Source organism: Clostridium sp. YIM B02506, from assembly GCF_022324845.1.
Taxonomy (GTDB): domain Bacteria; phylum Bacillota; class Clostridia; order Clostridiales; family Clostridiaceae; genus Clostridium_T; species Clostridium_T intestinale.
Map to the genome: position 1 here is coordinate 1 of NZ_JAKGTG010000028.1, position 23,097 is coordinate 23,097.

Sequence of the window (23,097 nt, forward strand, 5' to 3'; positions counted from 1 at the left end):
CCAAATCTACCATTAGATAATGCAAAAAAGGATGTAGTAGATTTGTTTTCACACAAATCTTTCTACATCCCCTCTTATATTCTTAGGTTCTTAAGTTCTTATATTCCTATATTCTTAGAGTAATGTTCGGCTTCTACAGAATATCGCGATTTATGAATTTAATGAAGCCTCTATTAGGCTTCTACAGAATAGAGGTGTGTATTTCTTCTCCTGGTTCTATTAAAAGCTTACCTTCTGCTTTAAAGTTATTTGCTTTTTCTTTGTCATAAAGAGCCCCTGGTTTTAAGTGTACCGGAATAGAATGTCTTGCAGAAACAATCTTTGCACATTCAGCAGCTTCAACTTCATCCATGTTATAAACTCCATCGCAAGGAAAAAAAGCATAATCAATATTTAAGGATTTAAGATCATTCATCTCTACTATTTTTGAAGTATCTCCTGAAAAATAAATAAGAACTCCATCAGTTTTAACAAGATAACCAACACATTCTTCCTTAGAATGATTTTTGTTGTAGGCTGGCACAGCCTTGATGTCTATATCTTTTATCTTAAACTCTTTATATTCTCCATTTATAAGTGAATCTGAGTTCATGATTACTTGATATTCAGATTTTTTAGTGGGCTTATCTATTTGATTGTGATCTCCATGCTGATGGGTTACTAATATTATATCAGCAGGCTCTTCGTATCCTTCTCCAGCATAAGGATCAATATATACCACAGTATTTAGGGATGTTATAAGTCTAAAGCTACCATGTCCATTGTAATATAATTTTGCCATAGGTTTACCTCCTAATTATTTATATGTTTTTATTTTAATACTAATAATTTATAAATGTAAAGGGCTTATAGATATTGTAAGTGCCTCTGATATTGTTTGAGAGAAGTGTTGATTTTTATGATCATTCGGCAATAAAAAATTTTTCTGTTATACTTGGATTAATAGAAACAGGAGGTAATCATATGTCTGATCAGAGGTGTAAAGATGAATATATAAGAAGAATTCATAAAGTTCAAGATTATATTGAATTTAATTTAGGAAAGTCATTGTCTATTGAGGAGCTTTCAAATGTTGCTGGATTTTCTAAATATCATTTTAGTAGGATATTTCAAGGTGTTTTACATGAGCCACTTTCACATTACGTGAATAGACTTCGCATGGAGAGTTCACTTTTTTTACTTGCACACAGGAAAGATAAAAACATGACCGACATTGCATATGAACTTGGCTTTACTGATTCAGCTGTATTTTCAAGAGCTTTTAAAAATTATTATGGAGTAAGTCCAAGAGAATACCGCAAGGAATATAGCAAGAATTGCAAAGATTCTTTTTTATTGTCTGAGTACAATAAGAATACAGCAAAGAGTGAGTGGGCAGATAATCTATTGACTGTGCCTGTAGATGTTACAATAGTGGACTTAGAGGAAAAACAAGTAATTTATGTGAGGCATACAGGAACTTATGAGACATTAGAAAAAGAATATGCAGGGCTTATTAAAAGGCTACTTGTTCAAGCAAAGGAGCAAAATTGTGTTTTAGATGATAATAGTTTAGTACTTGCTATGTATCATGACAATCCTGAATTCGGAGACGAGAGTCAGTTTCGCACTAGTATATGCCTTACAGTTCCAGAAAGTATTAAGGTTAAGGAAGACGGTATCCTAGGGAAAATGAATTTAGAGGGTGGTCTATATGCAGTTGGGCATTTTGAAATGCAGCAGGAACAATACAGTGGTGCCTGGAATTACATGTATCAAGAATGGCTTTCAGGTAATGGTTATGTTCCAAGAAATTCTTATCCCTTTGAAGTCTATCTAAACAATCCCTATGACAATGAAAAACATATCCATAAAGTTGACATCTACGTCCCAATTGAGCCCATTCATTTCTAACATGCTTAAAATCAATTCTGAGGTGAGCATATGAAAGAAATCAAAATTAACGGTGCAAAAGTTCATAATCTAAAAAATTTCAATCTAAAAATTCCCAAGCAAAAGCTAATAATAATCACAGGCATTAGTGGTTCAGGTAAATCTAGTCTCGCATTTGATATCCTTTTTGAAGAAGGCAAAAATCAGTATTTAAACTCCATAGGCATTTTATCTGGACTTGATAATGACGACAAGTTTCAGAGCATAGAAGGTATTGGACCAACTGTTGCAGTACGTCAAAATAGTATCAGACAGAGCAATATCCGCTCTACAGTTGGTTCTAAAACTAGAATTTTGAATCAGCTAGCTTTAATTTATGCAAGTGATGGAAAAGCTTACGATAAAAATAATGAACATCTATCTCCAAGCTTATTTCTCTATACAACTGCTGATGGAATGTGTATTAGTTGCCAGGGAAGAGGTTTTTATTATGATATTAATCTAGAAGCTTTAATTCCTGATAAAAAAACATCACTTTTAAAGGTGTATGAAAACCTAAAGGTAACAAGTGGATTTTTACGAATTCTTAAGAATAAATACGGCATGTATTTTGAGACTCCTTTTTGGGAACTTCCTGAAGACATTCAAGGAGAAGTTATTTATGGAACTTATGAAAATGGTAAACAAAGTTATTGTTTAGAACGTATGCTAAGAAACTCATACGAAAAAGGGGAAGACGTGGAAGAGGTCTACAAAAGTTGTGTTTGCCAAGAATGCCTTGGAGAGAGAATTAGTAAAGAAGGCAGAAGATTTTTTATTCATGGAAAAACAATTGGGAAACTTGGACAGATGACCTTATCATCTCTTTTAAATTTCTTAAATGAAATACCTAAAGGAGAGCTATCTCAGTTTGGTAATAAGGTTTTAAAAGATGTTATCAAAAAGTTGGAGTATTTAATTAAGTTTCATTTAGGCCATCTAACGCTTTATAGAGATATCCCTTCATTAAGTGGTGGTGAATTACAGCGAATTTATCTTCACCTTCATCTCGAATCTAAGCTGGATTCACTTATCTATATATTTGATGAACCAATGGCAGGCTTACATCCATCAGAGAAAGAAAGTGTGATTGAAGCCCTAAAAAAGCTGAGAGACATTGGAAACACTGTAATAGTTGTTGAGCATGATAAAGATATTTTAAGTTATGGGGATCACATTATAGAGATTGGGCCTAAAGCAGGAATAGAAGGAGGAAGTGTGGTTTTTCAAGGGAATTATGAAGAGTACAAAACAGAAAACACCCTTCTAAGTCAATATTTCTTTAAGAAGCTCTTAATACCAAAACGAACAACAAGAAAAACTCTATTTCCTAAAGAAGATTCCATTATATTAGAACATGTTAATACCCACTATTTAAAAGACTTAACAGTAACCTTTCCACTTCATGTTATGGTTGGAATAGCAGGATTATCTGGAAGCGGTAAAAGTTCTTTAATAGAAGAAACCCTATTAAAACGTCTTATTAGTTTCAAAAAATATTCACATAAAAATAATATAAAAGGAGCAGAGAGAATTAGTGGATTTGTAAAGATATCTCAAGATCCCATAGGAAGAAATGCTAACTCAACACCTGCTTCTTATATTGGTATATGGGATAAAATACGAGAAATCTTCTCAAAACGCCCTGAGGCAAAAGTCGAAAACATGAGTTCTGGACATTTTTCTTTTAATTCTAAAGGTGCATGTGAAGATTGTGGAGGTAGCGGCTACGAAAAAATATTTCTAACCTCTGATTTTTCAGTAGATAAGATTTGTAAAACTTGTAAAGGCAAACGTTTTAATGAAGAAAGTCTTTCTATATACTATAAGGGTAAAAACATAGCAGAGGTTTTAGATATGAGTATTACAGACGCTATTTTCTTATTTGCTGAACATAAAAGTATCCTAAAGCCACTAAATATATTGAATCAGATTGGAATGGGCTATTTAACTCTTGGTCAACCTTCCTCTTCTTTAAGTGGTGGTGAGGCACAGAGAGTAAAACTTGCAAAAGAACTTGGACGTCAGTTAAAAGGTAATATTCTCTATGTGCTTGATGAACCAACCACTGGGCTTAGCTTATATGATACAGCTTTGTTATTAAAACTATTAGATAAGCTAGTTGCAGGCGGTAATTCAGTTATTGTAATTGAACACAATGTAGAAGTTTTGAAAAGCTGTGATTATATAATTGAACTTGGTCCAGAAGGAGGAGACAAGGGCGGAGAAATCATTGCAGAAGGTACCCCAAATAGTCTTATAGACAATCATAATTCCAAGACAGGGAGGTATCTTCTATGAATCAGAGAAAAAAGATAGAATTTGAAAGGATAATAAATAATAACTATAAGAATATTGCAGGCATTGTTGTACAAAAGAACGGTAAACTATTATATGAAAACTACTTTAATAAATATACTGCCTCTAATCCAGTGCATATAGCATCAGTTACAAAAAGCATTTTTTCTGCATTAATTGGTATTGCCTTAGAGAAGAAACATTTAAAAAGTTTAGATCAAAAGGTACTAGATTTTTTCCCTGAATATAAAATTCTAGAAGGAGAAAAATCTATACAGAATATCACAATTAGACATATGCTCACAATGACAGCTCCCTATAAATATAAAAAAGAGCCCTATGAGAAGTTTTTTGAAAGTAACAACTGGATAAAAGCTGCACTTGATTTATTAGGAGGTAAAGAACCCTCACAAGAATTTACCTATTCAGCTATAATAGGCACCCATATCCTATCAGGCATTTTGGTAAAAGCAACTGGACAATCAGTTTTTGATTTTGCAAAAGAAAATTTATTCACTCCACTAGAAATTAGTGTTAAACAAAATATTACATTAGCTACTAAAGAAGAGTATATTGCTTTTTTTCAAGATAAAAATATCAGTGGCTGGGCTACTGACCCACAAGGTATAAACACAGGAGCTTGGGGTCTTACACTAACCCCGACGGATATGGCCAAGATAGGTCAATTATATCTAGATAAAGGACTATGGAATGGTAGTGAAATTGTGCCTAAATGGTGGGTAGATGAAAGTACAATAGAACATAGTAGGTGGGATAAACTATCTTATGGATATCTTTGGTGGATTATAGATAATAATGAACATAGCTATGCAGCTATTGGGGATGGAGGTAACGTTATTTATATAAATGAAAAGGAAAAACTAGTTATTTCTATAGCATCTCTTCCTATGGAAAAAGCTAAAGATAGGATAAAGCTTATTAGAGAGTATATAGAACCCTTGTTTGAAAATGATGCATAAAAAAACTATATATAAATTAGACAAGATTACAAATTACAATTTATACTAAATATGATATAATTACCATAAAATAGTTGAGAAGCTTTAAGTAAAAGGAGGTATTATGAAAAATTTCAAAAGGCTAAAAATAATATCTATAAGTTCACTATTTATAATTATCCTCTATATAGTAATAAGTAGCTATGTAAACCAAGGACTTTTTAAGGACAAGGTGCTGGATAAATACTTAGATTCTGAGGTCACAAAAATAAAAATAAGCCGTTTATCTGACTTCTCGGAAGTAGTTATTAAAGATAAGGATAAAATATCCGATATATTAGATTCTCTTTCTAACTTAAAGGTCAAAAAGTATAAAGATAAGATGGAGAAAAGTGATGAAGTTTATGATTTAGCTATATATGAGGATAATGAAATAAAGATTGGATTAACTATATATGATAATGAGTATATAACTTTTATAGATTTATTTGGCGGTCGTTCTGGTACACTCAAAATAATTGATGGTAATAATGAGATAGATTTATCAGAATTTTATAAATGAGGTGAAATATATGCTTTGGATAATATTAGTTTTAATTGCAGCTGCAATCATAGTGGTGTATATGTCAATACCTGGAGGAAAACTCTGGAAACATTATCTTGAAGATGTAAATAAATCTTTGACTGAAGCATCTAAACAAAATAGCAGTGAAAGTATTTTTACAGAAAATTCTATAGCTAAACTTCCAGATCTTCTTCGTAAACACATTATTAACGGAGGGTATATTGAAAAGCCCTTTATGACTAATATGTTAATATATTTCCACAACACAAAGTTTCGTATGTCTGCTGGGAAAGAACCAATTAAGATTAAATTCATGCAGGTAAATTTTATAAATAGACCTGACCGACATGCTTTCTTGACAGGAAGAATAGCAGGAATTCCATTACAGGCTAAAGATAGTATATTAGATGGCTTTGGCTCTATGACTGGTGTACTTGCAAAACAGTTTCAGCTTTTCCAATCTACTGGAGCCGAGATGGATCAAGGTCAGTTGATTACAGCACTTGCAGATTCTGTATATATGCCATCTTTGTTTTTACAGAAATATGTGTCATGGACAGTGGTTGATGAGAATACCGTTGAAGGAGAGATTTCATGGAATGGGGTTTCAGCTAAAGGAAGATTTACTTTTAACAGTAAGGGAAATATTATACGTTTTGATACTAATGATCGATATATGGATGAAAACGGGAAAGGCAGCTCACTAGTTCCATGGTATGTAACCTACACAGATTACAAAAAACAGAATAGTTATTTCCAACCTGGAAAGGTTAGTGTAAATTGGGTGCTACCAGATGGTGATGACACGTATTTTGAGAGTGATGAGATTGAGGTTAGATATTCTGTAAATGAAGTTTATTGTTAATATTGAGACAAAAGATGATGATTACTAATTATAGGGAGGAATTATATGAGAGCTGCTAAATGGCTTACCATAATAACAATAGTTTTAACAATTATTTTTTTAGTTTTGTCGGTACTTTTTTATTTTTATAAAATTAATCTGGCTTATGACATCTCTCTTGCAATTTTTGGAGGATCTATACTAGGATTTATTATGTCACTAATTGAATACTATGCTGCTAAGCGTCAATTTATGGAGACATTCTATCAAGAGGCATTAAGAGCGATTTCTCGTTTAGGCAAAGCTAAGTTTTTCTTAATTAACGAACCTACAAATTTGGTGCTTAACTGTATATCCGAGGAATTTTCAAATAAATTCACTGTATCAGAATTAATTCCAATAAAATATGAAAGCAAAGAAAGGTTTATAGATTTTTATAAACAAGGTTTTCCAACTGAAATAACAGACAGTTTAAAGTTTATTGAATATGCTGAAGATTGGTATTCTAAAACTATGCAAGGCTATTACAGTGAATTAGAAAAATCAATGGATATCTATATTGAATTAGCAGGTATGCAACTTGGTGAATTGGATAATGCTTATGGGAATTTAGATTTCATTATTGCAAATAGGACTTTAAGGAAATTGGCGTATGAACAGATTTATAATCCAATTAAAGAGTTTAAGGAATCTGTAGTTCGAGAAGCCTATCATTTTCAACTTTATAAAGCGGGTGAGGGAAATATATCTGCTTGCACTAACTTTCTATTGAAACTAAATGAAAAATGGTTTTCAAAAAAAGAGGTGAATAGGGATGAAATTCATAGTGTTACAATATATCAAAAGTACTATGATATGTTAGAGGATTCAGTGGAGAAGTTTAGGTGCAAAATATATAATCAAAAATATAGAGAGGATGAACACAAACCTATAATTAGCAGGATATATCAAATAAAGCATGAAGATAAGTAATTTATACCTAGTCTCTATCTAAACTTCCAATCGTTAAAGTATCGTCTACTGGGCATGAAATTAAGAAAATCCTTGCTGGTAGTAAATATAATTACGGTAAATTCAATGTTGAGATTTCAAGCTTAACACTAAAAGAAAAATATGTAAAATATAAGCATAATATTGTATAATATGCTTATATTTTACGTGAGGTGGTAATGGGATGCGGTTATTTAACAGAATGAAAGAACCTGTTTTTCTTAAAGAGAGCAGTGATGCCCAAGTACAATTAGAAAAGCTACAGGCATTGGAACCTTTACTTAATGCAGAAGGGCAAAGTGTAATAAGACAAGATATAAAGTACCTTGAGTATGGAATTGCAGGAGAAAAAAATATTGAATTTGAATTAAAAAATAGTCATATGCCCATGTATATTTTACATGACATTTATCTTGAGGATGGAGAATTGAGTGCTCAGATAGATTATCTTGTATTTACAAAGAAGATTTGCTTTGTCATAGAATGTAAGAATCTTTATGGAAATATTGAAATTAATAGTTCTGGTGACTTTATTCGTACTATCGAGTTTGGTTCTAAAAAGAAAAAAGAGGGGATTTATTCGCCTATAACACAAAATCAAAGACATCTAGAATTAATGAAAAAAATTAAAACAGACAATAATAGCAATATATTAACTAAATATATGTTAGGAAGATATTTTGGAGATTTTAATAAGTCAGTAGTAGTTTTAGCCAATCCTAAGACTGTACTTAATGCAAGATATGCAAAGAAAGATGTAAAAGAGAAAGTTATCCGTGCAGATCAATTGGTTAACTATATAAAAGAAATGTATGAAAACTCTAAAGAAGTGGCTGATTCTGATGAGAGAATGTTAACTTGGGCTCAATCCTACTTAAAATTACATAAGGATATGGAAAAAGATTATACTAGAAAATATGAACAATATAGATCTACACCAAAGAAGTTAGAAGAAATATCATCTCCAATAGTGGAGAAAAGCACCCTCCAAGTAAATCAAGTTCAAATAGAAGAAACAGATATTTTCAAGGAATTAAAAGCTTATCGATTAGATAAGAGTCGTGAAGAAAAAGTTAAACCTTATTTTATTTATAATAATAATCAACTAAATGATTTAATTTCCAAGATGCCTAGAAACGAAAAAGAGCTACTTGCAATAGCAGGGTTTGGAGAAGTAAAGGTTAATAAATATGGCAATGATATATTGAGGATTATAAAGAAATATTAGCAAGCCAATGAATATATGAGTGATTAGTAATTAACCATAATGAAAACTGGATATGGAATTTAGCTTAGAAGAGGAACTTAATTCCTCTTTTTCTATTTAATAATATATGCATTAACAATTTCACCATAATAAGCAGTATGATAATCCTTGTTAGCACTATGGAAAGTACTATCCACATCTTGCGGGTAAAACTTTAAGTTATTTTCTTCAGTTATTTCTTTTGGGTCTTGTTCTTGTTTATAGATCACTTTACATTCCAATGTCAAAGGAAATTCTTTTATGGCAGGAACAGAAATCAATTCAGAATCTTCTAGACTCAAACCTAATTCCTTTACTTTATCTATAACATGACCAGACTTTGTTCCACATACTGCAATAATTTTTTTATCAAATTCTCCAATAGGAATATTAATTGTAAATTCAGGATTTTTATCTAATTGGTGTTTTGTAAATCTATTTTCTCTAACAAAAACTGTGAAGATTGGTTTTGCCCATTCTATACCAAGTGTTCCCCAGGATATTACCATAGAATTTACTTTTTCATCTGTTTTTGTAGTTAATAGCACGCCTTTTTTTGTAGCTTGTAAAATTTCTTTTGCATAATCCAATACTTCTATTTTTTCTTTCATAAAAACAGCCTCCTTTTATTTTTATTATCTTAATTATATAACAAAAAACGTAAAAAAGAGAGTACGAACAATTAAGTTAGATACTAACTAAAAGGTGAGCGTGAGATGTGGAGAATAATAAGTTAGCAAATAACAAACCATTTAATTACATACGACATCTATTAGAATAAAAATATAAATGAACACTCCACCATCGTACCAAGGTTTTAGTTATATGCTATAATCAGAATGCTAAAAAAGACAAGAATTTGAGGTGAAAATTTATGAAAAAATATACAGGTGAAGAATTAAAAGAAGCTATGCAGGTTATATCTTCAACCATCAGTAATTGTGAAAAAATGCATCCAAAATTTGCAGAGGGTACCTCTCAACACACCCTCCTTAAAAACAGAATAAAATCATTATATATATCAAAATCATTAATAATGGAAGAAAATATTATAGACAAATATACAAAAAAAGAGTTTATAGAAGCTTTACCGCCAATATCTTCAATTATAAGCAAATGTGAAAAGGCACAGTTAAAATTCACAGAAGACAGTTCTCATTACAAGCGCCTTAAGAAGATAATTCAAGCAATGCACATTTCTAAATCGTTAATTGAAGATAAAATTGGTGAAATGGATTAAAACCTAGTTGATTTTTAATATTAAGTAAGGATATAATGGCAAATGAAGTATTACCAGAATGTATCGTAACCTAGCTGTAAATGATAAGATTAAATTCTATACTGCAAAAATTTTAATTTCTGAATATAAAAAACTACAAAAGATGAATATTCAAGACTTGGAGTAGATTTTCAAAAAGATTAATAGTAAAGAATCCAAAATATAAGGAGATTTTATCTATGTATACCATTAATGAAGTTGCAAAAATTTGTGATATTTCTGTTCACACAATACGATTTTATGATAAAGAGGGACTTCTTCCTTTTGTTACACGAAATAGCACTGGAAACCGTCAATTTAATGAAGTTGATCTTGATTTAATAAAACTAATCTGTTGCCTTAAAAATACAGGAATGCAAGTTAAGGAGATCAAAGAATATATAGAATTATGTATGCAAGGAGAAGAAACAGCTCCAGCACGAAAGCAGATAATGATTAATCACCGTAAAGAAATACTTAGACAGATAGATGATATGAAAAAAAATTTGAATATTGTTGATTTAAAAATAGCTTTTTACGATTCTTATATCGCCAATCCAGAGAATGGTTATGATGCACTAAAATTTATGAATGAAAACAAGAAGACGTACGTTAGTACACATGAATAAAATAGATAAATCACTTAGATATAACTCTAAGTTATTTATCTATTTTTAGCCATTTAATATAAGTATGTTAGTTTAAAAATTTATGTATTTAAATCATATCTTTCATAGACACATTATTATGATAACTGGGTTTATAAGGTGTTTTATAATTTAAAATTCTATGGAATAAAATTAAATAAAAGATATACTTGACTTCGATAAATATCTAAGTGATACCATTTATTTAAAGGAAAACTAAGAAATATCTATATGATTATAAATTATGAACTTATAAGGAGTTGTTTCTATGGGAGAAAATATGAAAAGAAATTGGACATCAGCTGATATCACATCACAAAAAGGTCGTTCAGTTGTTGTAACAGGAACAGGTGGAATTGGATATGAAACAGCATTAGAACTAACTAAAGCAGGAGCAGAAGTGATAATGGCTGGTAGAAATAAAGATAAAGGCGAAGAATCAATCAGAAAGATAAAAAAAATAGCTCCATCAGGAAATATTCGCTTTGAGAAACTTGATCTTGCTGACCTTTCATCTATAAAATCATTTGGAAAAAAGATGAGACAAGAACGTAAAAGTTTAGATGTTTTAATAAACAATGCAGCAGTAATGACTCCACCTAAGAGATTGATTACTAAAGATAACTTTGAACTTCAGATGGGTACAAATTATCTTTCACATTTTGCATTAACGGCAGAATTACTTCCTCTTTTAAAGAATGGAAAAGATCCGAGAGTAATTACTTTAAGTAGTCTTGCTAACCGTTCAGGTAAGATAAATTTTAATGATCTTCAAGCTGAACAAAAGTACGTGCCTATGGATGTCTATGCTCAATCAAAGCTTGCATGTCTTATGTTTGCATTTGAACTACAACGTAGAAGTGATGCAGCAGGATGGGGAATTCGCAGCATGTCAGTTCATCCAGGCATTTCGAGAACTGAATTAATCCCAAATGGATCTGGAAAGAATAGTCCTGCTGGAATAGTACGTCGTTTATTTGGACCTATTTTATTTCAACCCGCAGCTCATGGTGCTTGGCCATCACTTTATGCAACAACTGCTAATGAAGCAAAAGGCGGTGCTTACTATGGTCCATCTAAGTTAAATGAGATGAGAGGGTATCCTACTTTATCAAAAGTTCCCGAACAGGCAAATGATACATTAGTAGCTTCAAAGCTTTGGGAAGTATCCGAAAAGTTGACCAATGTTAAATTCATTTAACTAAAATAAATATATTTCAGAATTTTTTTAAACACCATTACTTAATTCAAAGTAGTGGTGTTTTTTAATTGGTAAAAAGATATAATTGACATGTAGTCTAATTAGACTATAATATGTAAGTGTGGTTAGTCTAATTAGACTAATTTATTTAAAGAAAAGAAAGGATGAAAAAAATGATTAAATCATTTTTAATGATAGGACAATCGAATATGGCTGGAAGAGGGTTTATTCATGAAGTAACCCCAATTTATAATGAAAGAATACAAATGCTTCGTAATGGTAGATGGCAGATGATGGCTGAACCAATAAATTTTGATAGACCTGTTTCAGGAATATCTCTAGCAGCTTCATTTGCAGATGCATGGAGTCGTCAAAGTCAAGAAGATATTATTGGGTTAATTCCATGCGCTGAAGGTGGAAGCACATTAAATGAATGGGGTGTAGATGAAGCACTTTTTAAACATGCAATAGCTGAAGCTAAATTTGCTATGCAAAATAGTGAGCTAACAGGAATTCTATGGCATCAAGGAGAGAGCGATAGTCTAGGTGGTAACTACAAAGTTTATTATGAAAAATTGCTTGTAATTGTTAATGCCATTAGAAAAGAGTTAAATGCTCCAGATATCCCTCTTATTATTGGTGGATTAGGGGACTTTTTAGGAAAAGTAGGATTTGGAAAAGGGTGTACTGAATATAACTTAATTAATGAAGAGTTGAAAAAATTTGCTTTTGAACAAGATAATTGCTATTTTGTCACAGCATCAGGTTTAACATCAAATCCGGATGGTATTCATATAGATGCAATTTCTCAAAGAAAATTTGGTTTACGATATTTTGAAGCCTTTAATAATAAGCAACATGTATTAGAGCCATTAAGTAATGAAAATGAACTAATTGATCTTAGTTACACTAGAGAACATACAAAAACAGAAAAGATATATAAACAAAGTATGGATTTAGCACTTGGAAAAATATCATATGAGGAATTTGAATCTCAAATAATGCAAATTACTAATAGTTAAATATTGTTTGCGAACATAAAGGAGGTATTCTATTGATACCATTACTTATATTAGGATTATTAAAGCAAAACCCAGGCTCTTATGGATATGAATTATTGGCCTTAATGGAAGAGAGACACTATAAGTACATAGTAAATTTCACTAAAGGATCATTTTATTATAATCTTCAACAGTTGGAAGAAAAAAAATATATTAAACAAGTTGACCAATCAGACAACACTAGAGAAACTAATAATTATATCATCACGGAGCTTGGTGAAAAAGAATTTGAAAATTTGATGCTTAAATATGGATCAAAGACTGATTATATAAATCTCACTTTCTATGCAGCAATGCTATTTGCTAATGAGTACAATAGTGAGGATCTAAAAAAATTAATAAAAACACAAATAGACCAAACCAAAAAGAAAGTTGCTGCATTAGAACAATCTCTTAAAAATGATGAAATAAGAAATACTTATTTTGGTAAAATGTTAGAGAATTCTTTGTCTCATCATTTAGTAAATGTGAAATGGTTTGAAGGCTTGTTAAAGGACATTAATTAAAATATAGAAGAACTTAGCTTTAGATAATATCGTAGATTTTAAGGTAGGAAGATAAGAGGAGTACTGTTTTTAAATAGTCCCATTCTTTAGTGAAAAGTAGTGCAAATTTTCTTGCCCATCTTAATTATACCATATAAAAAAATTAAATTATAGGCTTATAATTTAGGTATAGTGGGTGTATCATATGAACACATAGAGAATTACTTCATTTGTTTAAATACAAAAAATGGGGAAGGATATTCACTACATTCAAGTTAATTTATTTGTCTGTAGTTATTAGAATCTTATATAAAAGGAGTGTGTCAGTATGGATGACAAAAAAGATATTTTAGATAACGGTCCTTTTTTTCATGGTACTAAAGCAGAACTAAAAATTGGAGATTTATTAGAACCACAGCACTTATCAAATTACCAGAATAAAAAATCTAACTATATTTACTTTACTGGAACATTAAATGCTGCTAAATGGGGAGCTGAATTAGCAACTTCTAAATTAAAAGAAAGAATTTATATTGTAGAACCATTAGGTGAATTTGAAAATGACCCAAATTTAACTGATAAAAGATTTCCAGGAAATCCAACACGTTCTTACAGATCTAAATCTCCGTTGAAAATAGTTGCTGAGTTAGGTTCATGGGAGAGACATTCTGATGAAGAAATAAATCATATGCTTTCATCATTAAAGAAATTAAGCGATGAAGGAAAAAACGTTATATACGATTAATTCTAACTTTTAGGTTACTCGGATAAGAAACTTGTTTATAATATAAATGACTCATTGAGTAGTTATTATACGTGATTCCTTAATATTATGAGTATAATTCAGAAAGGATATTTATCATGGATGTTATTAAAATAAACTTAGAAGAATTAAAAAAGCAAAATTCCATCTACTTAGATAATATAATGGATGGTTTTAATAAATATCCTAATACCACTATTGAAGGTACTGAAGAAGTGGTAAATGATACCATCAGAAAGCTAGTACAAGCAAATGGTCTTGAAAATTCTTATGGTGATTTTTATTATGGAAGAATAGATGAAGAAGCTAAGATTAGAGTAAAAGCTTCGTTAAGTGAAGATGAAATTGTATTAATAGATTCACTAAATTTAACTAAAGATGATCTTTTTATTCGCCTTACTCCAAGATTACTTGAAATATTGCTAAAACTCACAGCTAAAGAAATACTTTTTAGCACTTTCTATTTTACTAAATACCCTTGTCTAGTCTGGGGTAACTATGGAATGAAATATCCAGTGTTTTTTAAAGATGAGACTGTAATGAAAATTGTTGAAAAAGATATATTTAATAAAAATAAGTATTGAAATAATGAATTAAGGATAGAAGATTGAAAATTTCAGCTTCTATCCTTTTTTCGTTTAAAAAGACATATTCCTTCAAAAAAATGACTTAAATTTATTGTGTATCTAATAATGAAGTCTTTAATATGACAGGATGTTGTCATATTGATAGTGATATTATATGAATATGTCACAGGAAAGGGGCGAGATAGTATGCACACTAACAAAATGTTGTCTGAAAAATTTTATGAGGTTTTGAAAGATGAAGGAATCGTTACTATTGTAACATGGGGAAAGGGTGAACCTCATATTGTGAATGAGTGGAACTCTTATCTAGTGGTAGTAGAAGATGAAAGAATTCTTATTCCAGCTGGTTTAATGCATAAGACTGAAGAAAATATAAATATTAATAATAAAATAAAAATGGCTTTAGGCAGTAAAAATGTTGTAGGATTTGATAATTATCAAGGTACTGGTTTTGTAGTAGAAGGTACTGCAAGATTTTTTGACTCAGGATTTGAATATGAAATGATGAAAGATAAGTTTTCATTTTTAACAAGGGTTTTAGAAATTACAGTCACTTCGGCTAAACAAATGTTATAAAGATATCATTACTATAAAAACAAATTAAGTAAGCATTCAGGAGGATACAAATAAAATGCACAATAATGAGTTAAACTTAAATGAAATAATAAAACGGTCCATAAAGATAAGGGATAACTACCATGAGTTAGAGAAACAATATCACGGAAGTAAGTGGAGCGTAGAAGAAGATGCATTAGCCTTTTTAACTGATGCAGGTCTTGTTGGCAGATTAACTATGGCTAATGAAAAAAGATGGCCTGTATCTGGAGATGAAGTTGAAGAATTAAATCATAAACTAAGTGAATGTATATGGTGGATTATTGTACTTGCAGATCGTATGAATATAGATATAAGCAAGTCTCTATATGAGTTTTTGACTAGTTTTGAGATTAACTAAATTTAACATCACTACTTAATAAAAGTAGTGGTATTTTTATTTTTGTCTAAACTTTTTTCACATAAGAATCACATATTATTTTGAACTTTTAAAGAAATTTATAATTTACTATATAATTAATAAAGATTTTTAGGAGGAATAAAATGAAAAAAATAAATTATTTTAAGCTCTTTTTAGATGTAATTATGGCAATAATATTCACATTACTATTTAATGCACATATATTTGGCGGATTAACTTTCCATGAAGTTGCTGGTTTAGTCATGGGGATTGCAATATTAGTACATATTGGTTTAAATTGGAGATGGGTAAAAAATGTAACCTTATCAATTTTCAATAAAAAAATAACTTTAAAAACTAGAATTGGATATGTTATTAACCTCCTTTTATTATTAGATATGGCTATAATCATTATTAGCGGTATTTTTATATCTAAAGTTACCTTTAGTGGATTAAATATTCATAACAGCTTTTTCAATAAGTCAACACATGCTTCAGCATCATTTATAGCTTTAGCGCTTATAGGTATCCATGTTGGACTTCATTGGCAGTGGATAATGAATGTATTTAAGAAGCTAGTTAACATAAATAAAACTATTAAACCACTTAATTATATATTAAAAGCCATGGCTGTTTTAGTACTAGCTTTGGGATTATATAATATGACATCAGTTAATTATTTTTCAAAAACAATACGCATATTTAATATTAATTATTCAGTTGATAAGCAAGAAAATAGAAACATAAAATCAAATGAACACTTCCAAGTTGGAGAAGGGGATGGAGATACTTTTAATAATTCAAATAAAGATCGTAATAAAGTTGAAAGAACCGCTAATGAGAATATGCCTAATAAAATAGGAATAGGAAGCTCCAATATCTTAGATACATTATCAAAATACTTATCTATCATGGGTGTATTTACTGTGATTACCTACTTAGTTGAAAAGCTATTTTATAGAAAAAATATCTCTATGAATTAGCTTTAATAATTAATTTAGTAAAAATGCAGGTTATATTATATAATATATATAACTACTTAAGTAAAAGAAGCTACTAAAAATAGCTTCTTTATAGTAACTTTTTCAAAATAGATTTTAACTCAAAATAATATTATTTTAGGAGGTCATGTTATGCAAAATGAAATGAGAAAACTATCAGTGGAAGAGCATGAAAGTTTATTACATACATTGAAGGTGCGTTTTGAGAAAAATATGCACAGACATAAAAGTATAGAATGGGAAAATGTAAAAGTGAAGCTAGACTCTAACCCTAAAAAACTTTGGTCTCTTAATCAAATGGATTTAACAGATGGAGAACCGGATGTTGTTGGCTATGATGAAATTACAAATGAATATGTATTCTATGACTGTTCTAAGGAAACTCCTAAAGGAAGAAGAAGCGTTTGTTATGATAATGAAGCCTTGGAGTCAAGAAAGCAACATAAACCTCAAAATAGTGCCATTGGGATGGCAAATTATATTGGTATAGAAATATTATCAGAAGAAGAATATCGTTACCTTCAAACACTTGGAGAATTTGACACAAAGACTTCAAGTTGGCTAAAAACACCTGCTGAAATCAGAAAACTAGGTGGTGCCATATTTGGAGATTTTAGATATAACAATGTTTTCGTATACCACAATGGAGCAGATTCCTATTATGGTGTAAGAGGATTCCGTGGTTCACTTAGAATTTAAGTTTCTTATTTCCAATTTATAATTAAATATCACTGTTATTTGATTAACTCTTTTTATTATAAATATGTGTTATAATATTAATAGTAATGTTAGGTTTTAATATTATTTAAAACCTAACAAAAGTTAATTATTTATTGTACAAAGGAGATTATTATGAATGATATCGAAAGAATTGTAAAAGATAGTACTTTAACATATGAGCAAAAAGTTCTTGAACTTGCTAAATATGCTGAAAACAGTGTGAATGTTTTAAATATTTCTGAAGAAACTCAAAAACTTAGAGATGCAGGAATAATTTGCGATTTATTTGAAGGTAATGTACCTTATAGACCAAGATATATACTTCCTAATTACGAAAAGTTCATGAAAGAAGGTTCTAAGTTTTTAAACCTTACTCCTCCAACTAACATTTGGGAAGCTACAAGTAATTTATTAATCATGTATAAACATGTACCATCAATTACTTCTATGCCAGTATATATCGGCAGTATAGATCAACTATTAGAACCATTTATTACTGATGAAAAAGAAGCTAAACTTGCAATTAGATTGTTTTTAACTCAAATAGATAGAACAATTACAGATTCATTTTGTCATGGAAACTTAGGTCCTAAAGCCACTAAAGCTGGTAAACTAATTCTTGAAGTTGAAAGAGAACTACAAGATGCAATTCCAAATTTAACTTTAAAATATAATTCTGAAACTTCTGATGAGTTTGCAATGGATGCTATAAAAACAGCTTTATTAACAGCTAAACCAAGTTTTGCAAACGATGATATGTTTAAGTCTGAGCTTGGCGAATATGGTATAGCTAGTTGCTATAATGGATTGCATATTGGGGGAGGAGCTCATACTTTAGTTAGAATGAGATTATCTAATCTTGCAGAGACAGCAACAGACATTGAAGATTTCATAAATGATAAGTTACCAAATGCTATGAAACATATGGCAGATTTTATAAATGAAAGAATAAGATATGTAGTTGAGGAAAGCACCTTCTTTGAAACTAATTTCCTAGCTAAAGAAGGTTTTATAAGTAAAGATAGATTTACATCAATGTTTGGAGTAGTTGGACTTGCTGAGTGCGTAAATATATTACTGAAAGCTGAAAAGCTTGAAGATAAGTTTGGACACTCAAAGCTTGCTGATGACTTAGGTGTAAGAATAATGGACACAATGGATGAATTTATTAAAAACTATGAAAGTGAACATTGTGTAGTAACTGGACAAAGATTACTTCTTCACGCTCAAGTTGGTATTGGAGATGACATAAATACGAGTCCTGGTACAAGAGTTCCAATTGGAGAAGAACCTGAATTATGGAAGCATTTAAAACAAATATCTAGATTCCACAAGTATTTTCCATCAGGAACAGGAGATATTTTTCCGTTTGAAAAAAATTCAATAAATAATCCTGAGTTTATATTAAATATTATTCAAGGTGCATTTAAAGAAGGCGTAAGATATTTTTCACTTTATTCCTCAGATTCTGATGTTATAAGAATTACTGGTTACCTAGTTAAGAGGAGTGAAATTGAAAAGTTAAATAGAGGAGAAGCAACTCTTCAAGATACTGTTGTTCTTGGACAAGGACAGGTAAGAAATGGAAGAGTTTATGATAGAAAGGTGAGATAATGAAGGGAATTGTAAATAAGATAATTCCATTTAGTTCAGTTGATGGACCTGGAAATAGAACCTCAATATTTCTCCAAGGTTGTAATTTTAACTGTATTTATTGTCACAATCCTGAAACCATCAATTTGTGTTCTAATTGTGGGTTATGTTTGTTATCATGCCCTTCAAAAGCATTAACTAAACATAATGGAAGAGTACTGTGGAATAAAGCTAACTGCTGTAATTGTGATAGTTGTATAAAGACTTGTAATAGTTGCAGTAGTGCAAAAGTACAGTCTATGTCAGCAGATGAAGTAATGGAGGAGATAATGAACTATAAACCCTTCATAAGCGGAATTACTGTTTCTGGCGGGGAATGTACTCTACAAGAGGAATTTTTAGTAGACTTGTTTAAAAGAGCTAAGAAAGAAAATCTGACTTGCTTCATTGATAGCAATGGTTCAAAAGATTTTAGAAAAATGAATGAATTAACTAAGTTATGTGATAAAGTGATGTTAGATGTTAAGGTTTGGGATAAAGATACCCATAATAAATATATTCAATTTGATAATACAAATGTTTTAAACAATTTGGAGTATTTAATTTCTATTGATAAACTTTATGAAGTTAGAACTGTAGTAGTTCCTGATATTTTTAATAATGAAGAAACTGTTGAGATGGTATCTAAAATAATAGGCAAAAGTAACTTAAACATAAGATACAAACTTATTATATTTAGAGCACTTGGGGTTAGAGAAGAGATTAAAAATATGAAAAGTCCAACTCTTGATACTATGGAGCAGTTAAAGTTAATTGCTCATAAAAATGGAGTTAAGGACGTTGTTATTGTTTAGTGAATAAATAAAAAAGTTTTAAATGCCGCTACTTAAATTAAAAGTAGCGGCATTTTTATTTTTATATTCAATAAATAAAATATATTGACAGTAACTAAATGATATACTATTCTATAACTAGACCGACGGTCGGTCTAGTTATAGAATGAGGTGAAATTTATGAGAATTACTAAGGAACATGATGAAAGAAGAAATGAAATACTTGATATTGCTGAAAAGTTGTTTCACATAAAGGGTTATGATAAATGTACCATAAATGACATTCTAAAAGAGGTTGGAATTGCAAAAGGAACTTTTTATCATTACTTCAAATCCAAAGAAGAAGTTCTTGATGCTATTGTTTCTAGATATAAAGATGTTGTAATAACTAAAGTTAATGAAGTAGCTAATAATGATGTTATAACTTTAGAAGAGAAACTAATGGGAGCTTTTATGTCTATGCGAATAATAGATCAGCTAGATAGTGGAATGATAAATGAAATGCATAAAACTGAAAATGCCTTATTACATCAGAAGATTTTAAATCAAATTGTTATAGATGTAGCTCCAATCTTAGTAAAAATTATTAAAGAAGGTGTCGATAGAAAAGTTTGGAGGTGTAAATTCCCTTTAGAATATATGCAAATTTTTCTAGCCTCCTCCATTACATTAACTGATGAAGGTATTTTTGAATTTGATGGAGAATCTCAAAACAAAATAATGGAAGCACTAATTTCAGTTCTTGAAAAAATGCTTGATGTTTCTGAAAATTCGTTTATAAAACTATTTAAAGAAAGGGGTTTTTAGATGAGATAGTCAATAATAAAAAATGATTTTATAAAAAATAAAGCTATTAACATGGCATTACTTTTCTTCATAATATTTTCATCAATGCTTGCAGTTATGTCAGTTTTAATGGCAGTACAAACATTCACTTCAATTTCTGACCTATATAAGGTTGCCGCACCTCCCCATTTTCTTCAAATGCATAAAGGAGATATTGATGAAGCAAAAATAAATAAGTTTATGTCCGAAAATAAACTAGTTACTTATAGCCAGATAGTTAATATGCTTACTGTTTATGGGGAAAATATAAATATAGTAGGAAATGATTATAATTATAATCTCTCTGATTGTAGACTTGATATAAGTCTTATAAAACAGAATAGTAATAGAGATCTCCTTCTCGATACTAATCATAAAAAAGTAGTTCTTAAAGATGGGGAAGTAGGAGTTCCTATGCTTTTAAAGGAACAGTATCATATGGAAATTGGTGATCATCTTATTTTAAATATCAACAATACTAAAAAAGAGTTCGTAATTAAGGAATTTATATTAGATTCTATGATGAACTCATCTATGGCTTCTTCTACTAGAATTCTAATAAGCGATACAGATTTTGATGCTCTTTCTAATGGATTTTTAAAGAATGAATATCTTATTGAGGCCTATTTTGATAATTCAAATGATGGAGAAACCTTCAAAACACTTTATCAAGATGCAGAACTTCCACAAAATGGCCAATTAGTAACCTATTCAATAATATTTCTTATGAGTGCCTTAACTGATATTGTCACAGTGTTTATACTTTTTGTTGTAAGTATTCTTTTAATTTTAGTTGCTTTTATCTGTATAAGATTTACTATCATGACTGCTCTAGAAGAAGAAATAAATGAGATTGGAACGATGAAAGCTATAGGGCTAAATTTTAGAGACATAAGAGGAATTTATTTCAATAAATATAAAGTTCTTTCTCTCTTAGGCGTAGTTTTAGGATATGTCATTGCTTTAACAAGTAGTAGCTTATTTACAGGACATATTAGTTCAACTTTTGGGAATATGAAACTTCACCCTTTATCACTTATTTTAGGACTTGTTGCTAATTTTATAGTTTTCATTCTGATTAATCACTATTGCAAAAAAACCTTAAAGAAAATAAAAAACATAACTGTAATTGATGCACTTGTAAATAGAAATGTATTTGATAAAAAGAAAAAATCTACAAAAGATGGATTATATAAGTCAAAAAAACTTTCTGTTAATTGGTTAATGGGAATAAGAGAAGTTCTTTATGGCTTTAAAAGTTGGTTAATTGTTCTTTCAGTTGTATCTATATCAATAGTCATGATTATGGTTCCAGTGAACCTTTTAAAAACTTTTGAATCGCCAGAGTTTATAACATATATGGGAAGTTCACAAGAAGATATTCTTATTGAAATAGAAAATGGAGATAAACTTGAAGCAAAGTATTCTGATGTAAAAAAAGTTCTCACTAACGATCCTTCTATTAATAATTACTATGAATATAAAACCATAAGAGTCAAAGTTTTAAATGCAGATAATGTGTATACAAACATGGATATAGATAGTGGTGACAATGCAGGAAATGGCCTTAAGTATCTAACTGGGAACGCTCCTTCTGAGGAAAATGAAGTCGCTATTTCCTACATTAACTCAAATGAAATAAAAAAGGTTGTTGGTGACACCATAACTATTTTATATGATGGAAAAGAGCACACTTTCAATATTTCAGGAGTTTATCAAGATGTTACAAGTGGTGGAAATACATCAAAGTCTAAATATAAATTCCCTACTCTTCCTTCAACTAAATACTCCTTTTCAGTTAATCTTAAAGATAAAACTGATGTTAAAAATAAATCTAGTAAGTGGGGAGAAGTTCTAGGTGAAGGCGTAAATGTTGACTCAATGGATGAATTTATTAATCAAACCCTTGGTGGAGTTTCAAAACAGCTTAAGACTATTGTTATAGTTATAATAATTATAGGAACTTCTTTAGTAATGCTTATAACAATACTGTTTTTAAAACTTCGTCTTGCAAAAGATTCTTCAGAAATATCAATTTTGAAAGCCATTGGATTTTCTGAAGGAGATATAAAAAAGCAATACATGATTAAAGTTGGTGGAGTTTCTATACTTGGGATTATATTAGGGATACTTTTAACTAATTTAATTGGTGAAAGTTTAGTGAATGCTGCTTTATCAATATCAGGTATAGGAATTAAAAATATTAATCTTATAACAAATAGTTTAATTGAGTATATAGTTTTTCCTATAGTACTCATAATCCTTATACTTATAGTAATATCACTAGTAATGGGAAAAACAAAAAAATTCGAAATCACATCTATAGTAAAAGAATAGAGTAGTTGGAGGTATAAG

At 30.0% G+C, this 23,097-nt stretch carries 24 protein-coding genes; 22 read left to right on the forward strand and 2 right to left on the reverse strand.

From position 1 onward, the window contains the following. Window positions 1–181 precede the first annotated feature (181 nt). Entirely contained in the window at window positions 182–781 is a 600-nt protein-coding gene (locus L1S49_RS17735) for an MBL fold metallo-hydrolase (RefSeq protein WP_238906737.1), read from the reverse strand. A gap of 182 nt (window positions 782–963) precedes the next feature. Here L1S49_RS17735 and L1S49_RS17740 point away from each other — a divergent pair, with 182 nt between their 5' ends. From L1S49_RS17740 to L1S49_RS17770, 7 genes are all read left to right on the forward strand, one after another. Then, window positions 964–1,893 carry a GyrI-like domain-containing protein gene (locus L1S49_RS17740; protein ID WP_238906738.1) on the forward strand — a complete coding sequence of 310 codons (930 nt, stop codon included), beginning with the start codon at window positions 964–966 and terminating at the stop codon, window positions 1,891–1,893. 30 nt (window positions 1,894–1,923) lie between these two features. Next, window positions 1,924–4,212, forward strand: coding sequence for an excinuclease ABC subunit UvrA (locus tag L1S49_RS17745; protein ID WP_238906739.1), 2,289 nt, complete (start codon window positions 1,924–1,926; stop codon window positions 4,210–4,212). Beyond that, window positions 4,209–5,189 (forward strand): serine hydrolase, encoded by a 981-nt coding sequence (locus L1S49_RS17750; protein ID WP_238906740.1) that lies wholly within the window; start codon window positions 4,209–4,211, stop codon window positions 5,187–5,189. The genes L1S49_RS17745 and L1S49_RS17750 overlap by 4 nt, the downstream gene beginning before the upstream one ends. 103 nt (window positions 5,190–5,292) lie before the next feature. After that, window positions 5,293–5,730, forward strand: a complete 438-nt coding sequence (locus tag L1S49_RS17755) for a DUF5301 domain-containing protein (RefSeq protein WP_238906741.1) — start codon at window positions 5,293–5,295, stop codon at window positions 5,728–5,730. A 10-nt stretch (window positions 5,731–5,740) separates the two neighbouring features. Further along, a complete protein-coding gene (locus L1S49_RS17760; RefSeq protein ID WP_238906742.1) occupies window positions 5,741–6,598 on the forward strand; it encodes a DUF6544 family protein in 858 nt (285 codons plus the stop codon). Window positions 6,599–6,643: 45 nt separating this feature from the next. Continuing rightward, window positions 6,644–7,549: a hypothetical protein gene (locus L1S49_RS17765; protein ID WP_238906743.1), complete on the forward strand. Its 906-nt coding sequence runs from the start codon at window positions 6,644–6,646 to the stop codon at window positions 7,547–7,549. A gap of 202 nt (window positions 7,550–7,751) precedes the next feature. Then, window positions 7,752–8,795, forward strand: coding sequence for an HRDC domain-containing protein (locus L1S49_RS17770; protein ID WP_238906744.1), 1,044 nt, complete (start codon window positions 7,752–7,754; stop codon window positions 8,793–8,795). Window positions 8,796–8,887: 92 nt separating this feature from the next. Here L1S49_RS17770 and L1S49_RS17775 read toward each other — a convergent pair whose 3' ends face one another. Next, window positions 8,888–9,424, reverse strand: a complete 537-nt coding sequence (locus L1S49_RS17775) for a flavin reductase family protein (RefSeq protein WP_238906745.1) — start codon at window positions 9,422–9,424, stop codon at window positions 8,888–8,890. A gap of 263 nt (window positions 9,425–9,687) precedes the next feature. Between L1S49_RS17775 and L1S49_RS17780 the strand changes: the two genes are divergently transcribed. The 15 genes from L1S49_RS17780 (at window position 9,688) to L1S49_RS17850 (ending at window position 23,079) form a co-directional block, all read left to right on the forward strand. After that, entirely contained in the window at window positions 9,688–10,053 is a 366-nt protein-coding gene (locus L1S49_RS17780; RefSeq protein ID WP_238906746.1) for a hypothetical protein, read from the forward strand. Window positions 10,054–10,271: 218 nt separating this feature from the next. Continuing rightward, window positions 10,272–10,700 carry a MerR family transcriptional regulator gene (locus L1S49_RS17785; protein ID WP_238906747.1) on the forward strand — a complete coding sequence of 143 codons (429 nt, stop codon included), beginning with the start codon at window positions 10,272–10,274 and terminating at the stop codon, window positions 10,698–10,700. A 286-nt stretch (window positions 10,701–10,986) separates the two neighbouring features. Continuing rightward, on the forward strand, window positions 10,987–11,919 hold the full coding sequence (locus L1S49_RS17790) for an oxidoreductase (protein ID WP_238906748.1): 933 nt from the start codon (window positions 10,987–10,989) through the stop codon (window positions 11,917–11,919). 173 nt (window positions 11,920–12,092) lie between these two features. Next, complete coding sequence (locus tag L1S49_RS17795) at window positions 12,093–12,941, forward strand: sialate O-acetylesterase (RefSeq protein ID WP_238906749.1); 849 nt, start codon at window positions 12,093–12,095, stop codon at window positions 12,939–12,941. Between the two features lie 32 nt (window positions 12,942–12,973). Next, the gene (locus L1S49_RS17800) at window positions 12,974–13,486 is read left to right on the forward strand and encodes a helix-turn-helix transcriptional regulator (protein WP_238906750.1); all 513 of its coding nucleotides are present in this window, start codon (window positions 12,974–12,976) and stop codon (window positions 13,484–13,486) included. Window positions 13,487–13,793: 307 nt separating this feature from the next. Further along, window positions 13,794–14,210, forward strand: coding sequence for an NAD(+)--rifampin ADP-ribosyltransferase (gene arr, locus L1S49_RS17805; protein WP_238906751.1), 417 nt, complete (start codon window positions 13,794–13,796; stop codon window positions 14,208–14,210). A 116-nt stretch (window positions 14,211–14,326) separates the two neighbouring features. Next, window positions 14,327–14,812: a hypothetical protein gene (locus tag L1S49_RS17810; protein ID WP_238906752.1), complete on the forward strand. Its 486-nt coding sequence runs from the start codon at window positions 14,327–14,329 to the stop codon at window positions 14,810–14,812. A gap of 204 nt (window positions 14,813–15,016) precedes the next feature. Continuing rightward, the gene (locus L1S49_RS17815; RefSeq protein WP_238906789.1) at window positions 15,017–15,391 is read left to right on the forward strand and encodes a pyridoxamine 5'-phosphate oxidase family protein; all 375 of its coding nucleotides are present in this window, start codon (window positions 15,017–15,019) and stop codon (window positions 15,389–15,391) included. A gap of 55 nt (window positions 15,392–15,446) precedes the next feature. Continuing rightward, entirely contained in the window at window positions 15,447–15,770 is a 324-nt protein-coding gene (locus L1S49_RS17820) for a MazG-like protein (RefSeq protein ID WP_238906753.1), read from the forward strand. A 143-nt stretch (window positions 15,771–15,913) separates the two neighbouring features. Beyond that, on the forward strand, window positions 15,914–16,753 hold the full coding sequence (locus L1S49_RS17825) for a DUF4405 domain-containing protein (RefSeq protein WP_238906754.1): 840 nt from the start codon (window positions 15,914–15,916) through the stop codon (window positions 16,751–16,753). 150 nt (window positions 16,754–16,903) lie between these two features. Continuing rightward, on the forward strand, window positions 16,904–17,470 hold the full coding sequence (locus tag L1S49_RS17830; RefSeq protein ID WP_238906755.1) for a DUF4256 domain-containing protein: 567 nt from the start codon (window positions 16,904–16,906) through the stop codon (window positions 17,468–17,470). A gap of 153 nt (window positions 17,471–17,623) precedes the next feature. Continuing rightward, complete coding sequence (locus tag L1S49_RS17835; protein WP_073016397.1) at window positions 17,624–19,105, forward strand: YjjI family glycine radical enzyme; 1,482 nt, start codon at window positions 17,624–17,626, stop codon at window positions 19,103–19,105. Continuing rightward, window positions 19,102–19,938, forward strand: coding sequence for a YjjW family glycine radical enzyme activase (locus tag L1S49_RS17840; protein ID WP_238906790.1), 837 nt, complete (start codon window positions 19,102–19,104; stop codon window positions 19,936–19,938). The genes L1S49_RS17835 and L1S49_RS17840 overlap by 4 nt, the downstream gene beginning before the upstream one ends. Before the next feature lie 159 nt (window positions 19,939–20,097). After that, window positions 20,098–20,724: a TetR/AcrR family transcriptional regulator gene (locus L1S49_RS17845; protein ID WP_238906756.1), complete on the forward strand. Its 627-nt coding sequence runs from the start codon at window positions 20,098–20,100 to the stop codon at window positions 20,722–20,724. Window positions 20,725–20,775: 51 nt separating this feature from the next. Continuing rightward, the gene (locus L1S49_RS17850) at window positions 20,776–23,079 is read left to right on the forward strand and encodes an ABC transporter permease (protein WP_238906757.1); all 2,304 of its coding nucleotides are present in this window, start codon (window positions 20,776–20,778) and stop codon (window positions 23,077–23,079) included. The last annotated feature ends 18 nt before the right edge of the window (window positions 23,080–23,097 follow it).

What these genes read in the sequence shown, in the direction of transcription:
- L1S49_RS17735 (WP_238906737.1), bottom strand. Translation starts at nt 781, where the DNA reads ATGGCAAAATTATATTACAATGGACATGGTAGCTTTAGACTTATAACA.
- L1S49_RS17740 (WP_238906738.1), top strand. Translation starts at nt 964, where the DNA reads ATGTCTGATCAGAGGTGTAAAGATGAATATATAAGAAGAATTCATAAA.
- L1S49_RS17745 (WP_238906739.1), top strand. Translation starts at nt 1,924, where the DNA reads ATGAAAGAAATCAAAATTAACGGTGCAAAAGTTCATAATCTAAAAAAT.
- L1S49_RS17750 (WP_238906740.1), top strand. Translation starts at nt 4,209, where the DNA reads ATGAATCAGAGAAAAAAGATAGAATTTGAAAGGATAATAAATAATAAC.
- L1S49_RS17755 (WP_238906741.1), top strand. Translation starts at nt 5,293, where the DNA reads ATGAAAAATTTCAAAAGGCTAAAAATAATATCTATAAGTTCACTATTT.
- L1S49_RS17760 (WP_238906742.1), top strand. Translation starts at nt 5,741, where the DNA reads ATGCTTTGGATAATATTAGTTTTAATTGCAGCTGCAATCATAGTGGTG.
- L1S49_RS17765 (WP_238906743.1), top strand. Translation starts at nt 6,644, where the DNA reads ATGAGAGCTGCTAAATGGCTTACCATAATAACAATAGTTTTAACAATT.
- L1S49_RS17770 (WP_238906744.1), top strand. Translation starts at nt 7,752, where the DNA reads ATGCGGTTATTTAACAGAATGAAAGAACCTGTTTTTCTTAAAGAGAGC.
- L1S49_RS17775 (WP_238906745.1), bottom strand. Translation starts at nt 9,424, where the DNA reads ATGAAAGAAAAAATAGAAGTATTGGATTATGCAAAAGAAATTTTACAA.
- L1S49_RS17780 (WP_238906746.1), top strand. Translation starts at nt 9,688, where the DNA reads ATGAAAAAATATACAGGTGAAGAATTAAAAGAAGCTATGCAGGTTATA.
- L1S49_RS17785 (WP_238906747.1), top strand. Translation starts at nt 10,272, where the DNA reads ATGTATACCATTAATGAAGTTGCAAAAATTTGTGATATTTCTGTTCAC.
- L1S49_RS17790 (WP_238906748.1), top strand. Translation starts at nt 10,987, where the DNA reads ATGGGAGAAAATATGAAAAGAAATTGGACATCAGCTGATATCACATCA.
- L1S49_RS17795 (WP_238906749.1), top strand. Translation starts at nt 12,093, where the DNA reads ATGATTAAATCATTTTTAATGATAGGACAATCGAATATGGCTGGAAGA.
- arr (WP_238906751.1), top strand. Translation starts at nt 13,794, where the DNA reads ATGGATGACAAAAAAGATATTTTAGATAACGGTCCTTTTTTTCATGGT.
- L1S49_RS17810 (WP_238906752.1), top strand. Translation starts at nt 14,327, where the DNA reads ATGGATGTTATTAAAATAAACTTAGAAGAATTAAAAAAGCAAAATTCC.
- L1S49_RS17815 (WP_238906789.1), top strand. Translation starts at nt 15,017, where the DNA reads ATGTTGTCTGAAAAATTTTATGAGGTTTTGAAAGATGAAGGAATCGTT.
- L1S49_RS17820 (WP_238906753.1), top strand. Translation starts at nt 15,447, where the DNA reads ATGCACAATAATGAGTTAAACTTAAATGAAATAATAAAACGGTCCATA.
- L1S49_RS17825 (WP_238906754.1), top strand. Translation starts at nt 15,914, where the DNA reads ATGAAAAAAATAAATTATTTTAAGCTCTTTTTAGATGTAATTATGGCA.
- L1S49_RS17830 (WP_238906755.1), top strand. Translation starts at nt 16,904, where the DNA reads ATGCAAAATGAAATGAGAAAACTATCAGTGGAAGAGCATGAAAGTTTA.
- L1S49_RS17835 (WP_073016397.1), top strand. Translation starts at nt 17,624, where the DNA reads ATGAATGATATCGAAAGAATTGTAAAAGATAGTACTTTAACATATGAG.
- L1S49_RS17845 (WP_238906756.1), top strand. Translation starts at nt 20,098, where the DNA reads ATGAGAATTACTAAGGAACATGATGAAAGAAGAAATGAAATACTTGAT.
- L1S49_RS17850 (WP_238906757.1), top strand. Translation starts at nt 20,776, where the DNA reads ATGGCATTACTTTTCTTCATAATATTTTCATCAATGCTTGCAGTTATG.